Below are 13,324 nucleotides of genomic sequence, written 5' to 3' on the forward strand. Positions count from 1 at the left end.
GTCACTCCGCCGCCGTCATCGCGGCAGGCGTCGTCGCCGCCATCCGCTTGCGGATCCAGGCATAGAACGTTGGAAACCCCTCGCCGGTGCGTGCCGACACCGTCAGCACCTCGATCTTCGGGTTGACTCGGCGCGCATATTCGATGGTCTTCGCCAGATCGAAATCGAGCACGGGCGCGAGATCGATCTTGTTGATCAGCATCAGCGACGAGGCTGCGAACATGTCGGGGTATTTCAGCGGCTTGTCCTCGCCCTCGGTGGTCGAGAACACCACGATCTTGCAGGCCTCGCCGAGATCGAACGCCGCCGGGCAGACCAGATTGCCGACATTCTCGATGAAGAGCAGGCCGCCGTTCAGCCAGGGCAGCCGGTCATAGGCCTCGCCGACCATGGCGGCATCGAGGTGACAGCCCTTGCCGGTATTGACCTGGATCGCCGGCACGCCGGTGGCGCGAATGCGCTCGGCATCGTTGGAGGTCTGCTGGTCGCCTTCGATCACGCCGATCGCAAAGCTTGCCTTCAGCTCGGACACGGCGCGGACCAGCAGCGAGGTCTTGCCGGCGCCGGGGCTTGAGACCAGGTTGAAGGCGAGCACGCCGTCGGCCGCGAAGCGGGCGCGGTTGTCGGCCGCAAGCCGGTCGTTCTTGCCGAGGATGTCGCGCTCGACCTGGATGATGCGGTCGCTGCTCATACCGGCGATCTTCTGGCCCGCGGGATTGGCGCCGCAGTCGAGCAGCCCGGCCTCATCGGGGGCTGGGTCGTGGTCACCACCGTGGTGATGGTGGTGAACATGGCCGTGGCCATGACCGTGGTGATGATGATGGTGGTGCCCGCCGTGCTCATGGCCATCACCGTGATCATGATGATGATCATGCGCATGTTCGATCGATGCCTTGCCGTCGCCGCAGCCGCAGACCGTACACATCAGTCGACCTCCAATTCCCTTACGCGCATCTCTTCGCCGCCCGTCACCTGCAATTGGTAGCCGCCGCAGGACGGGCACGGCTCGTAACGCTGCCCGATCTCGACGGTTTTGGAACAGGCCATGCACCAGGCCGTGCCGGGCGTCTCGACGATCTCGAGCCGCGCGCCTTGCGCGATGGTCCGCGCGGCGACGGCCTCGAAGCAGAATTTCAGCGCCTCCGGCGCGACATGGCTCAGCGCACCGATCTCCAGACAGACGACGTTCACCTTGGTGAAGGCGCGCTTGCGCGCTTCCTCCTCGACGATACCGACGATGCCTTCGCACAGCGCCATCTCATGCATGGGCGGCCTCGCGAAAATTCAGGCTGAATCCGACGCAGGGGTCGAAGGAGCCGACCAGCGCGCGAACCGCGTCCTGTCCCTGCCGGCCGGCCGCGAGCGTCGCGCCCTTGAGGCTCCTGACCAGAGGTCCGCGGGCGTGAAAATTCCACTCGGTCGGTGCCAGGAACTCGAACTTGACGATGCGATCCTCGTCGTCCAGCACGACGGCATGATGGAGGCGCCCGCGTGCGCATTCGACAGCGGCCGCCCCCTTGCCCGCGCCGAGCCGATAGCTCGCAACGACGCCCTCATCGAGATCCGCATCGCCACGATCGAGCCAAGCGCAGAGCCGCTTGACCTCGGCAACCCGCGCCTTCAGACGCGCGGCGGGCCCAGCTTCCGCCGGCGAGACCGCTTCACGGCGCGCCCTGCGCGCCCAGACGCCGGTTTCCGGAATCCGGCCGCGGAGGTCCGGCGCATCGGCATAAGCCGCACCGTCCGCCAGCAGACGCGTGACGATGTCTGGATCGTCCGCCACCGTCAGGAAGGACGGTTCGGCCTCCGGCTGTGACACCAGCTTACCATTGCATCCCGCGACGGAGGCGGCGAGCGCGCTGCCCGGCGCGAGCGTCTCGTCTTCTTCGCCGGCGATTCCCATCGCGCCGAGCGCGGCCTTGATCTGCACCACCGCGTCGCGATGCAAGGCCGGTGGGACGGCCTCATCCGCGCGGCCGAGCAGCGCGCCTGCCTGCATTGCGGCGCGCACCGCCGGCGCGTTTGTGCCGTCGAGCGCGAGCCGTCCGACGAAGAGGCCGCGCAGCAGTTCGGTCAGCCGCTCGACGACGACTGCGGTGACGCGGCGCCGCACTGTTGCGGGAGACGCCTGCCGCCCTTGTGCGGCTTCCACCGCCGACTGGAACGCCACGTGATGGGCGACCGAGCACAGCGAGAACAGACGCGGCAGCACGGGAAGCAGCGAAGCGGCGGGCTTTCCCGCAAACAGCCGCGTCAGCGGCGGCCGGCTGCGCGGCTTGATCGCGACGTCGGCGATCATGGCGCCGGACAACAGCACCGTGATATCGATCTCGTTGCGGAACGAGAGGCTCATCCGCGCCGCTCCGTCAAGGCACCCCGCAGAAAGTTACGCCGATCGATCGGGCTTGTCGCGGGCTCGCGGCGGCGAACCGCCTCCTCGCTGTCCGCCGGCAGCATCAATTCGGCAAGCGCGGCTTCGGCCGTCGCTCGCGCGGCGTCCATGTCGGCAAACTGGAACATCGGCGAGAACAGCGAGCAGCTCGCGATCCGGCCGATCGGGGCGACCTCGCTGAGGGTGAATTCGATATCGCCAGCGGGAAAACGCATTCGCAGGGTCGCGCCCGAGGTGGCCGGCGCCACCGCGCCCGCCGCCATCACCACGTTCATGAACCACGGCGTGACCATGATGCCGACGATCGTGCCGTCGTAGGGGCGGAAACCGACCGCATCAACGCCGAGCGCATCGTTGTAGATGGGCAGATCGCGCATCGCGCGCTCGCCGATCTCCCGATAGCTTGCGGCCAGAAGCTCGCCCCATGCCGCCGCGTCGGCGCCGCCGGCAGGACCTGATGTACTCGCTGGCGCGCTGCCGGTCATGTTTCGATCGCCATGAACTTGGATTTTGGCGCGTCGCAGTTCGGGCAGCGCCACTCCTCCGGCAGCGCCGCGAACGGCGTGCCCGGCGCGATCTGCGCTACCTCATCGCCATCCGCCGGATCGTAGACGGTCCAGCAGATGCCGCATTCCAGCCGCGTGGCCTCAGTGACGTCCTGGCGCACGCCAAAATTCTCGAAGGCGCTCATTTGAAGTAGGCCTCGATGATTTCCTGCAGCCGCTCGGCGGAATCCTCGAAATCCTCGTCTGCTGCCAGCGCAACCGTCGGCACGCCGCCGACTTCGAGCGTATCGAGAATGATGGTGTCCATGGCGTTGAAGAACTGCACCGACCAGACATTGCGGATGCCGGTGGAGAGCACCCGGCAGGTGCCGTAGCCGCGCGACACGAGCTGAATCGGTCCGTTCCGGATCGTGTCCTGCAGGAAGCTCATGTCGACCGGGCTCATCGGCAGCAGCGTGAAATTGATGATCTGGGAGCGAAGACCGGGCCGCCAGGCCTGTGCCCGCTCGCGGATCTCGGCGAGCACCGGCAGCACGTTCATCGCGCCCTCCGGCGCCTGCCCGATCTCGAAATCGGCGGATGTCAGATCGGCCGCCGCGCGCCTGACGATCTCCGGGATCGCCCCGATCTCGAGATATTCGGAAGCGGCGTCGGTCTCGAGCCGCACACGCCAGATTCCCGCCAGCACCGATTCCTGGATCTGCGCCAGCGATCCGTCCGGCAGCGCGACGACGCCGGCGACCTCGCCTTCGCCGAGCACGTCGGCCAACAGCTTGCTCTCGAGATCGTTGAGATTGGCGAGCCGGAACAATTGCGTCGGCGCGTCCGCCTTCTGGCCTTCAATGGCACCCGCGATTTGCGAGAGCAACGCGACCGCATTCGGGCAGTTCTTTGCAAGCTCTGCACTGTCGAGCGTTGCAAGCTTTGCCAGCGCGCCGGCCGCCGTCAGGCTGCCCTTCGCTGCATTGAGACTCTCTTCGCCGATCGGAAACACGTTGACCGGTTGCTCGGCGCCTTCGGGCGCATCCCAGAAGCCGGCCTTCACAGCCCGACCCCTTGTGCGCGATGCTGGGGAACGATGGTGACGGCGACTGCGGCGCATTGCCCGCGCGGCCGATCGATCAGCTTGGTGATGCGGTCGACATAGACCGACCAGTCCTGGATCTTGGCGATCAGTCCGAGCGTCTCGCCCTTGGCGACGAAGATCAGCGTCGGCTGCACGCGCACGCCGAAACGCTGGCCGAGCGCGCTCTCGTCGCTGCGCGCGATGATCGCACCGCGCAGCCGATTGCCGAACGCTACGATAAGTTCGGGCAGCACCACGGCGACATCGATTGCCTCCGGAAAGCGGTTGGGATCGCCCGCCGACAGCAGCACCGCGACCGCACCGGCCTCGTCCGCTCCGCCAAGGAAATGATCGACCGTCGCAGCATCGACCTCGGGCAGGCCACTCCGCGCCGGATCATGCTTTCCCACCTGGAATTCCATCGAACCTCCCCTGACAAGCTTGTGTTTTTGCTCGAACTAGAGGTTAGCAAGGCACGTGCCAGGATCGGTTATCACCTGTCCGGATTTATCCAATTGATCTATATCATCTATTTTCTGGCATCGACTGTCAGCCAAGCTTCTATGAAAAGATACTTTTCATCCCTGGTGATAGCCAGCTTTGCAGGTAGAAATCGACCTTCCAGGCGCACAGCGGCCGCCGGGGCCGGCCGGTCACTTGTGTCGTCAATGCATTCATCGGGAGATGCGGCGGCGCTGCTAGCTGGACCGGAGGTGCTCCGGTAGTTGCGGCTCGCGGTCGATGAGGTCGGCGAAGAAGCGGTCGCAATCCTCGCCGTCGAGCGCCGCGCTGAGGCCTTCGATCGCATTCGCGATGAGGCGCGCCTCGTCCTCGTCCAGCAGCCGGATCGCGGTGTCGATATAGACCAGCACCTTGGCGCCGACCGGCGGATTCGAAAGCAGCAGCACAGAGACCCGGCGTTGCTCGCCGCGATAGGCGCACAGCGCCGAGATTCCGTCGGTCTCGACAATCGTCATGGGCAGGCCGAGGCACATGGACAAAAGCTCCGGCAGTGGCCGATCAGGCCGGCCGCGTCTCGTAATGGAGATGATCGATGTCATTGGCGAGCAGCCGCTCGGTATCCGCCAATGGCTCGGCGCGTTGGCTCAACGTGACGCCCCATTCGGCCAGGATAGCGCAAGCGAGATTGATCGCCGGCGCGATCTGGTCGCGCACCGGCGGCGTCAGCGGCCCGCCCCAGTCCTCGAGATCGAGCGGCTGGCAGCCGATCAGCACCAGATGTTTCGGGCACCGGCCGAGCAGGTCGGCCGCGCTGATCACTTCCTGGAAGCCGGTCTGGTGCAGGCTCATCTTCTTGGCGCCGGTGAAACGCGGCACCTCGTCGTCACGCACAAGCTTCAACTGGCCGGGCTCGAGGCCATAGTCGATCGCGTCGAACACGATCAGGCGGTCCGCCTCTTCCAGATAGTTGACGAGATAGAGCCCCTGCGTGCCGCCATCGAGGATGGTGACATTGTCCGGCACGGCGTAGCGGCGGTGAAACTCCTCCACCGCGCGCACGCCAAAGCCTTCGTCGGCCCACAAGATATTGCCGATGCCGAGCACCAGGATGCGATCGTCATGTGAGAATGTCGGCATCACTTGGCGTTCTCGTCTCAGTCGCGGAATTGCCGTTCGCCCGAGATCATCGAGGAGATGATGCTCTGGCGCGACATGATGTCCTCGCGGATCGCGGCGTAGATGTGCACCATCACGAACACGACCAGCGCCCACATGCCGAGGTGATGCCAGGTATGAACATCCTGGCTATTCGGCCAGATCGCAAATACCCAGCCGAACAGCTTGTGCTGCCAGCTGTCGATGCCCTGCCCTTCCGAATATAGTGCAAAGCCGGTGACGATCATGAAGGCCACGAACAGCGTGAAACCGGTGAACATCGCGGTCTGCGCCAGCGGATTGTGGCCGACATACATCTTGGGCTCGCGCTCCAGGAACGCGTACCAGCGGATTTCGTGCAGCACTTCCTTCCAGAACTGCTTGCGGTGAACCGGGATATAGAAGATCTGCCGGGAATGGTGGTTGCCGACGAAGGCCCACAGGATGCGCGTGAGGAAGAATACCGCGAGCACCTGTCCCGCAGCGAAATGGGCGAAGCGGATGTAGCCCATCACGAAATTATCGGACGCCTCGCCCGCGACCGTCGGCAACGGCGTTCCGATCAGATAGCCGGTCACCATGAGCACGATGATCGAGAACGCGTTCACCCAGTGACAGATCCGCACCGGAGCCTCATAGACATAGACGGTGGGACGACCCACCGCTCGTTCTCCGGAAGCATCGGCTGCGATCGCCGCGAGGTCGGGCCTGGCGTCCGAGGCGGGAGCAACTGCATCCATCATGATCCTCTCCTACCTGACCTTGACCTTGGCGAGTTCCTGGCCGTCCGGGCTCATGACATGCGTCGAACAGGCCAGGCACGGATCGAAGGAATGGATGGTGCGCAGGATCTCCAGCGGCTGCTCGGGATTGACCATCGGCGTGTTCATCAGCGACGCTTCGAAGGCGCCGATGTTTCCCTTGGGGTCGCGCGGCGAGCCGTTCCAGGTCGTGGGCACCACGCACTGGTAGTTGTCGATCTTGGTGTCCTTGATCTTGACCCAGTGCGCGAGCGCGCCGCGCGGCGCCTCGGTGAAGCCGACTCCCTTGGCCTCCTTCGGCCAGCTCTCCGGCTTCCACTTGTCGACATTGGCGGTCGAGCTGTCGCCGGCCTTGATGTTGGCGACGAGCTTGTCCTGGAAGTAGCGCATCTGGCGTCCGGCCCAGACGGATTCGAGCGCACGCGCCGCCGTGCGGCCGAGCGTCGAGAACAGCGCCGACATCGGCAGGTTCAGATCCCGAAGGAACTTGTCGACGGGATCCTTGAACTCCGCCTTGTTCTGCGCGTAGCCGACGACCCAGCGCGCCAGCGGGCCGACCTCCATGGCGTGACCGCGCCAGCGCGGCGCCTTGATCCAGGAGTACTTGCCGCCTTCGTCGAGCTGCTCGATCGCCGTCTTGGTGCCCTTCGCGTTGGGTCCCAGCACGTAATTCGGCTCGGTGACACCGTCCCAGGGATGAAGTCCCTTGGTCTCGTCGGGATATTTGTACCAGGAGTGCACCACGAACTCCTGGATCTCGTCGGGATTGGCGAGATCGACCGGAAATACTTCCGAGAGATTGCCGTTGATGATGGCCCCGCGCGGCAGCTTCAGACTCTTGGCGGAATAGTCGTTGGCGTGTTCGGGCACGTCGCCATAGGCGAGCACGCTTTTGCCGGAGAGGCCGCCGCCATAGAGCCAATCCTTGTAGAATGAGCCGATCGCCGCCACGTCGGGCAGATAGACCATTTCGTTGAACTCGATCAGACGGTCGATGATCGAGGAGATCAGGTTCAGCCGTTCCATGTTGATGGCGCCGACAGCGCCGGTGCCGTCGACGTTGATCGGACAGGGCACGCCGCCGACCAGCCAGTTGGGATGCGGGTTCTTGCCGCCGAAGATGGTGTGAACCTTGACGATCTCCTTCTGGAAATCGAGCGCCTCCAGATAATGCGCCACCGCCATCAGATTGGCTTCGGGCGGCAGCCTGTAGGCCTTGCTGCCCCAATAGCCATTCTTGAACGGACCGAGCTGTCCGGACTCGACGAACTTCTTCAGCCGGGTCTGCAGATCCTTGAAGTAGCCGGGCGACGACAGCGGCCAGCTCGAGATCGACTGCGCCAGCGTCGAGGTCGCCCGCGGATCGGCCGAGAGCGCGGAAACGACGTCGACCCAGTCCAGCGCGTGAAGGTGATAGAAATGGACGACGTGGTCGTGCACCTGAAGGGCAAGCTGCATCAGGTTGCGGATCGAATTGGCGTTCTCCGGGATGGTGATCCCGAGCGCGTTCTCGACCGCGCGCACCGAGGTCAGCGCGTGCGTGCCGGTGCAGACGCCGCAGATCCGTTCGGTGAACGCCCAGGCGTCGCGCGGATCGCGGTTCTTCAGGATCACCTCGATGCCGCGCCACATCGTGCCAGTAGAGACCGCGTTGCGGATGACGTTGTCGGCGTCGACGTTGACCTCGACCCGCATGTGACCTTCGATACGGGTCACCGGGTCCACGACGATGCGCTTGCCGGAATTGTCGAGATTGAAGCCGTTGGGAGTCTGGATACCCATGATTGTCCTGCCCTGCCGTGTCTTTTCGATCAGCTATTGTGGTCGGCGTCTTCGCGCTTGGTCGCCAGCCGCTTGACGGCGGTCACAGCCGCATGCGCAGCCACCGCGGCGCCGACGGCGCCGGCCGCCACCATGCCGATCTGATCGGCGTTCTTCTCGATGCCGAACTGCTTGATGTTGGTGAGACGATCGTAGAACGAGCCCTTGTCCCAGAAGCCGTCCTCCGAGCAGCCGATGCAGCCGTGACCCGACTGGATCGGGAAGGACACGCCGCCGTTCCAGCGCACGGTCGAGCAGGCGTTGTAGGTGGTCGGCCCCTTGCAGCCCATTTTGTAGAGGCAATAGCCCTTGCGCGCGGACTCGTCGTCCCACTCCTCGACGAACTGCCCCGCGTCGAAATGCGGGCGCCGGTAGCACTTGTCATGAATGCGCTGCGAGTAGAACATCTTCGGCCGGCCCTGGCGATCGAGCTCGGGCAGCTTGCCGAAGGTGGTGATGAAGGTGACGACGCCGGTCATCACCTCGGCGATCGGGGGGCATCCCGGCACCTTGATGATGGGCTTGTTGGTGATCACCTTGTCGATCGGAGTTGCCTGCGTCGGATTGGGCTTTGCCGCCTGCACGCAGCCCCAGGAGGCGCAGGCGCCCCAGGCGATGATCGCCATCGCGTCCTCGGCCATCATCTTCAGCTTCTCGACGAACGGCTTGCCGCCGTCGATGCAGAACATCCCGCCTTCGTTCAGCGGCGGATTGCCTTCCACTGCGAGAATATACTGGCCTTTGTGCTTGACGCGGGTCTCCTCGAGGATGGCTTCGGCCTGGTGGCCCGCAGCCGCCATGATGGTGTCGTCGTAGTCGAGCGAGATCATCGACAGCACCGCATCCTTGACCAGCGGATGCGCGGAGCGGATGAAGCTCTCCGAACAGCAGGTGCATTCGAGGCCGTGCATCCAGATCACGGGCAGGCGCGGCTTGGTCTCGAGCGCGTTCGCGATGCGGCTCGCCGCCAGCGGTCCGAGGCCGAGGCTCGTCGCCGTCAGGCTGCAGAATTTATGAAAGCTCCGACGCGTGATGCCTTGCCGCCTGATCACGCTGTAGAACGTTTCCGTCGCCGCGCCCATGAATCCTCCCGCCTTCGGCTTTGACTTTTCGATGACGCAAAGGACAGCAAGAAGCAGGCCAACAACCTGGAGCGATTCAAAACTGGAGAGATTCCAGAATGTTGCGGATTTGAACCACCTTCAAGAACGGTACGCGAGGACGCTGCCAGCACGAGAAGCGGAAACAATTCGATTTGCAGCCGGCAACGAAGTTTCCGGTCAATGCGCGGTGCACACCATGCAGGGATCGAACGAGCGCACGATATGCTGGATCGCAACCGCACGCGGCCCGGCCTCGCCGACATCGGTGCCGACCAGCGCCTGCTCCAGCGGGCCGCCGACGTCGAAGGAATCGCGCGGCGAGAAATTCCAGGTGGTCGGCGCGATGATCTGGTAGCGCTCGATCTTGCCGTCGCGCACCGCCATCCAGTGCCCGAGACTGCCGCGGGCGGCCTCGACCAACCCGACACAGCTTCCGTCGGGGAGTTCGCGCGAATTGTGGCAGAACGGCTCCGACAGCCGCAGCGCGCGCGTCCACTGCTCCATGGCAAGCGCGATGCGCGCGGTCTCGATCAGCCGCGCGATCACGCGGCTGCGCACGTTGGTGCCGTCCCGCGCGACCAGATCCGTGATCAGCGCCTGGCCCGCCACCGTCTGCCGCGCGATCGCGCCGACCTCGATCGGCTGGCCCGACAGCCGTGGCGCCTTGCACCAGCTGTAGGCCGCCGGCTTGTCGGGATCCGGGACTGTGCTGCTATGGGCCGGATCCGCGGAGGAATTCCGCATCCAGGCATGCGAGACGTCCTCGGTGATTTGCGTCAGCGGCAGGGGTTCGACGATTGCGCGCGGGCCGAACAGGCCGCGCGGAAACAACTCGCCGTCGACGCCATGATAGGCGCCGTAGCTCATCATCAGCCCCGCCCCCCGGCCGAGCCCGGTCAATGCCAGACTGTCCGCCAGCCGCAGGAAATGCGCGAAGTCGCCGCCACGGCCGTCGCGCCAGCCGTCCAGTTCGTCGGCGGTTGCGATCGCCAGCACGTTCTCCAGCGAATCCGCGAAGACAATGCGCTCCAGGAAGGCTCGGAACGCCGTCGTAATCGACAAGAGCCGGATCCGCTCGCCGAGATCGATAGCGCGCGTGGTGCCGCCGGGCTGGAACGCCAGGCTGTGCGGCCATTTTCCGGCAATGATGCCCATGGTCTCGAGCAGCCGCGCCCGCGCCGGCAAGGCATCGCGCGCCGCGCTGCCGCGGGTGGCGGCAAAGCGCTCGCGCGCCTCCTCGTGCCAGCCATGGGCGGCATAGGCCTCGCGGGCAAAGTCCGGCATGAAGAAGATGTAGAAATGGGTCAGATGGTCGGCCGCGTTCTCCGCGGCATGGGCAATGTTGGTGGCGAGCAGCCCGTTGGGCGCCGCCTCGATCGACATGGCGGCGCGCAGCGCGGCGGCAGCCGCGACCGATTGCGAGACCGAACAGATGCCGCAGATCCGCGGTGCCAGCGCCAGCGCATCAAGCGGCGGCCGTCCCTCCAGGATCTGCTCGAAACCTCGGTAGAGCGGCGCCGTCACCTCGGCGCGCACGACGCGGCCGCTCTCGACATCGAGGCGGACTTCGAGATCGCCCTCGACGCGGTTGAACGGACCGATCGTGATCCGCGTCATGGCTTGCCCTTCGTCGTCGCGCGCCCCGGCGGCACAACCACATGGTCGGCGGTCGCGTTCAGCCGCACGCGGCGCGGCGTCGCGGACTTCGACAACGCGGCGAGCGCGACGAACCACGCCTTCGGCATGTCGGTCGGAAGCCCGACCGGAATGCCCGCGAGCTTGGCGGTCTCCAGGAAGTTCTGCGCTCCTTCGAAGCCCGGCGACGTGCAGGCGATGCAGGCATAGCCGCCCTTGGTGCAGGATCCGCCGCCGTTCCAGGAGCGCTGGTTGCAGTCGCCCACCGCCTGCGTCGCCTTGCAGCCGAGATGCTCCATGAGGCAGCCACGCTCCGACATGGTCTCGGCGCTGGCCTTGAACTCGTAGAACTCGTTGCGCGAGCAGCCGTGAATGGGCAAGGTGATTGGCGACGAATTTGGGCCGCCCGTAGGAATCGAGGTCGGTGGCGGCGAGGTCCTTGGTGGTCAGCGCCAGGATGGTTTCCATCATCCAGCCCGGATGCGGCGCGCAGCCCGCGACGTTGATGACGGGAAGACCGAGCCGCGAGCGGAAGCCCGCGCCCAGCGCACCGCCGCTGTCGGACCCTTCGAATTGCAGGCCGACCGCATCGGTCGGGTTCGATCCGGCGGCCGGCACGCCGCCATAGGCCGCACAGCTTCCGACCGCGATCACATAGTCGGCGCGCGGCGCAAGATCGAGCATCCAGCGATAGACCGAACGGTTGGTGCCCGCGAGCATGTTGAAGCGGCCGGTGTCGTTCGGTCCCCGCGCCACTGATCCTTCCAGCAGGAGCAGGTCGAGCCGCACCTTGCCGTCGAGCACGGACTGCAGCACCTCGACCGCCTCCTCGCCGGTCTCTTCACTGACCGACGGATGCCATAGCAAGTTGATGCCGAACTGCCGGAGCTCGTCGAACCAGCCCGACGCACCGCTTTCGAGGATCGACATCGTGCAGCCGCCGCAACTGGCGCCTTGCAGCCAGAGCACGTTGGTCATTCCGTCCGATCCGCTCATGGCTCCTCCTCAGCCTCCAGGCATCGGCCCCTCGTAGCACACGAGCACGGCCTTGGCTTGAAGTAACTCAATCTTGCCTAGCCGACGTCCCACCGTCATGCTTCAAGTGCCGCCGGCGAATCCGGTGCGTGACAATCCAGGTGACGCCGATGGCGACCGGCACGAAGAGCGCAGTCGCGAGCGACGGCTCGACATGCACGCCGCCGTCATGCGCGCCCTTGGCAAGATAGCCGAACAGGCTGACAACGTAATAGCCGATCGCCGCCACCGACAGCCCCTCGACCGTGCTTTGCAGGCGCAGCTGCAGCTTGGTACGCTCGTTCATCGCGCGCAAGAGGTCGCGGTTCTGCTCCTCCAGTTCGACGTCGACGCGGGTGCGCAGCAGGTCGGCGGCGCGCGCAAGCTTGATCGACAAATTGGCCTGGCGCTCCTCCAGAGCGGCGCAGGTCCGCATCGCCGGCGCCATCCGGCGGGCGAGAAATGACGACCAGGTCGGATAGCCCGCGATCTCACCGCCTTCGACCACCCCGAGCCGAGCCTGCACGATATCGTAATAGGCCCGGCTGGCCCCAAATCTGAAGAGACTGCCGGCGGCGCCGCGCTCGAGCGAGGCGGCGAGCGCAGTCAGCTCGGTCAACAGATGATTGTTGAGCTTGAAGTCTGCTGCGCCCTGCATCTCCTCGAGCACCTCGACCAGCCGTCGCCCGATGTGATCCGCAGATGGTGCGAGCGCAAGCGCAGCCGGCAAACCGAGCAGCGCCAGCGTGCGATAGGTCTCGATCTCAAGCACGCGCTGCACCAGGGCGCCCAGACGGCCTGAAGACAGACCGTTGTTGCAGACCAGGATGCGCACGAAGCCCTGCTCGTCCACGCGGAAGTCGGAAGCAACCACAGCCTGGCCGCTCCGAACGTTGACCATGGCCAGGCTGCCTTTCTCGAACAGCTGTTCGGCGCGTTCAACCGCGGCAGATGTCTCCTCGACCTCGAGTTTGAGTGCGACCAGCAATTGTCCGGCCTGAGGAAGCGACCCGATCAGCGCAGCAAGCTCGTCATCCACATCACCAAACGGACGCGAGGCGCCCGCATGATTTCTGATCCAGGTGAAGGTCGTGAACTCGGAATGTTGCTCCCAGCGCAAAGTGACGGCGCCGACCGTCACGTGATGGTGTTTTGCAGATGCATCCGGCGCTGTCAGTCCATGTGCGGCGCAAAAGGAGGCAAAGCTCCGCCGATCAGCGGTAGCCGTATCGCCCTGGCTGAGAAATGCAAAGCGCAGCACGGCGAGCGGTCCGGTTAGCCGGGTGAACGGGCGCGCATGGACTTCACCCAACACCGTGCCCCGCTGCGGATGCAACTGAAAGCAGGCGAGGTCCAGACCAGAGCTCATCGACGAACTATCTGCTTTTCGCTGCACGGCTTATTTCTCC

14 protein-coding genes and 1 pseudogene are annotated in these 13,324 nt (G+C 65.1%); all 15 read right to left on the reverse strand.

Translation table 11 applies throughout. From position 1 onward, the window contains the following. Position 1 precedes the first annotated feature (1 nt). A complete protein-coding gene (gene hypB / locus ABIA42_RS22480; RefSeq protein ID WP_271533603.1) occupies positions 2–925 on the reverse strand; it encodes a hydrogenase nickel incorporation protein HypB in 924 nt (307 codons plus the stop codon). Continuing rightward, entirely contained in the window at positions 925–1,266 is a 342-nt protein-coding gene (gene hypA, locus ABIA42_RS22485; RefSeq protein ID WP_275199142.1) for a hydrogenase maturation nickel metallochaperone HypA, read from the reverse strand. Before hypA ends, hypB begins: the two co-directional genes overlap by 1 nt. Continuing rightward, positions 1,259–2,353 carry a nickel-dependent hydrogenase large subunit gene (locus ABIA42_RS22490; RefSeq protein WP_370121079.1) on the reverse strand — a complete coding sequence of 365 codons (1,095 nt, stop codon included), beginning with the start codon at positions 2,351–2,353 and terminating at the stop codon, positions 1,259–1,261. Before ABIA42_RS22490 ends, hypA begins: the two co-directional genes overlap by 8 nt. Then, positions 2,350–2,877, reverse strand: coding sequence for a [NiFe]-hydrogenase assembly chaperone HybE (gene hybE / locus ABIA42_RS22495; protein WP_370121076.1), 528 nt, complete (start codon positions 2,875–2,877; stop codon positions 2,350–2,352). The genes ABIA42_RS22490 and hybE overlap by 4 nt, the downstream gene beginning before the upstream one ends. Further along, on the reverse strand, positions 2,874–3,083 hold the full coding sequence (locus ABIA42_RS22500) for a rubredoxin (RefSeq protein WP_271533607.1): 210 nt from the start codon (positions 3,081–3,083) through the stop codon (positions 2,874–2,876). Before ABIA42_RS22500 ends, hybE begins: the two co-directional genes overlap by 4 nt. Next, positions 3,080–3,943 carry a hydrogenase expression/formation C-terminal domain-containing protein gene (locus ABIA42_RS22505; RefSeq protein WP_370121073.1) on the reverse strand — a complete coding sequence of 288 codons (864 nt, stop codon included), beginning with the start codon at positions 3,941–3,943 and terminating at the stop codon, positions 3,080–3,082. The genes ABIA42_RS22500 and ABIA42_RS22505 overlap by 4 nt, the downstream gene beginning before the upstream one ends. Next, positions 3,940–4,386 carry a hydrogenase accessory protein gene (locus tag ABIA42_RS22510; protein WP_370121070.1) on the reverse strand — a complete coding sequence of 149 codons (447 nt, stop codon included), beginning with the start codon at positions 4,384–4,386 and terminating at the stop codon, positions 3,940–3,942. The genes ABIA42_RS22505 and ABIA42_RS22510 overlap by 4 nt, the downstream gene beginning before the upstream one ends. Before the next feature lie 276 nt (positions 4,387–4,662). Continuing rightward, positions 4,663–4,959 carry a HypC/HybG/HupF family hydrogenase formation chaperone gene (locus tag ABIA42_RS22515; protein ID WP_370121067.1) on the reverse strand — a complete coding sequence of 99 codons (297 nt, stop codon included), beginning with the start codon at positions 4,957–4,959 and terminating at the stop codon, positions 4,663–4,665. A gap of 25 nt (positions 4,960–4,984) precedes the next feature. Next, a complete protein-coding gene (locus tag ABIA42_RS22520) occupies positions 4,985–5,563 on the reverse strand; it encodes a HyaD/HybD family hydrogenase maturation endopeptidase (RefSeq protein WP_370121064.1) in 579 nt (192 codons plus the stop codon). Between the two features lie 17 nt (positions 5,564–5,580). After that, entirely contained in the window at positions 5,581–6,324 is a 744-nt protein-coding gene (gene cybH, locus ABIA42_RS22525; protein ID WP_271533616.1) for a Ni/Fe-hydrogenase, b-type cytochrome subunit, read from the reverse strand. Positions 6,325–6,333: 9 nt separating this feature from the next. Next, positions 6,334–8,124, reverse strand: coding sequence for a nickel-dependent hydrogenase large subunit (locus tag ABIA42_RS22530; protein WP_370121058.1), 1,791 nt, complete (start codon positions 8,122–8,124; stop codon positions 6,334–6,336). Positions 8,125–8,153: 29 nt separating this feature from the next. After that, positions 8,154–9,245 (reverse strand): hydrogenase small subunit, encoded by a 1,092-nt coding sequence (locus tag ABIA42_RS22535; protein ID WP_370121055.1) that lies wholly within the window; start codon positions 9,243–9,245, stop codon positions 8,154–8,156. Between the two features lie 198 nt (positions 9,246–9,443). Then, positions 9,444–10,883: a nickel-dependent hydrogenase large subunit gene (locus ABIA42_RS22540; RefSeq protein ID WP_370121052.1), complete on the reverse strand. Its 1,440-nt coding sequence runs from the start codon at positions 10,881–10,883 to the stop codon at positions 9,444–9,446. Beyond that, positions 10,880–11,897 (reverse strand): annotated as a pseudogene (locus tag ABIA42_RS22545) (HupU protein). The gene ABIA42_RS22540 and the pseudogene ABIA42_RS22545 overlap by 4 nt, the downstream one beginning before the upstream one ends. A gap of 67 nt (positions 11,898–11,964) precedes the next feature. Then, positions 11,965–13,284 (reverse strand): DUF3422 domain-containing protein, encoded by a 1,320-nt coding sequence (locus ABIA42_RS22550; protein ID WP_370121049.1) that lies wholly within the window; start codon positions 13,282–13,284, stop codon positions 11,965–11,967. Between the last annotated feature and the right edge of the window lie 40 nt (positions 13,285–13,324).

Origin of the sequence: Bradyrhizobium sp. USDA 327 (assembly GCF_041262065.1) — a bacterium.
In the GTDB taxonomy this organism is placed as follows: Bacteria; Pseudomonadota; Alphaproteobacteria; order Rhizobiales; family Xanthobacteraceae; genus Bradyrhizobium; species Bradyrhizobium liaoningense.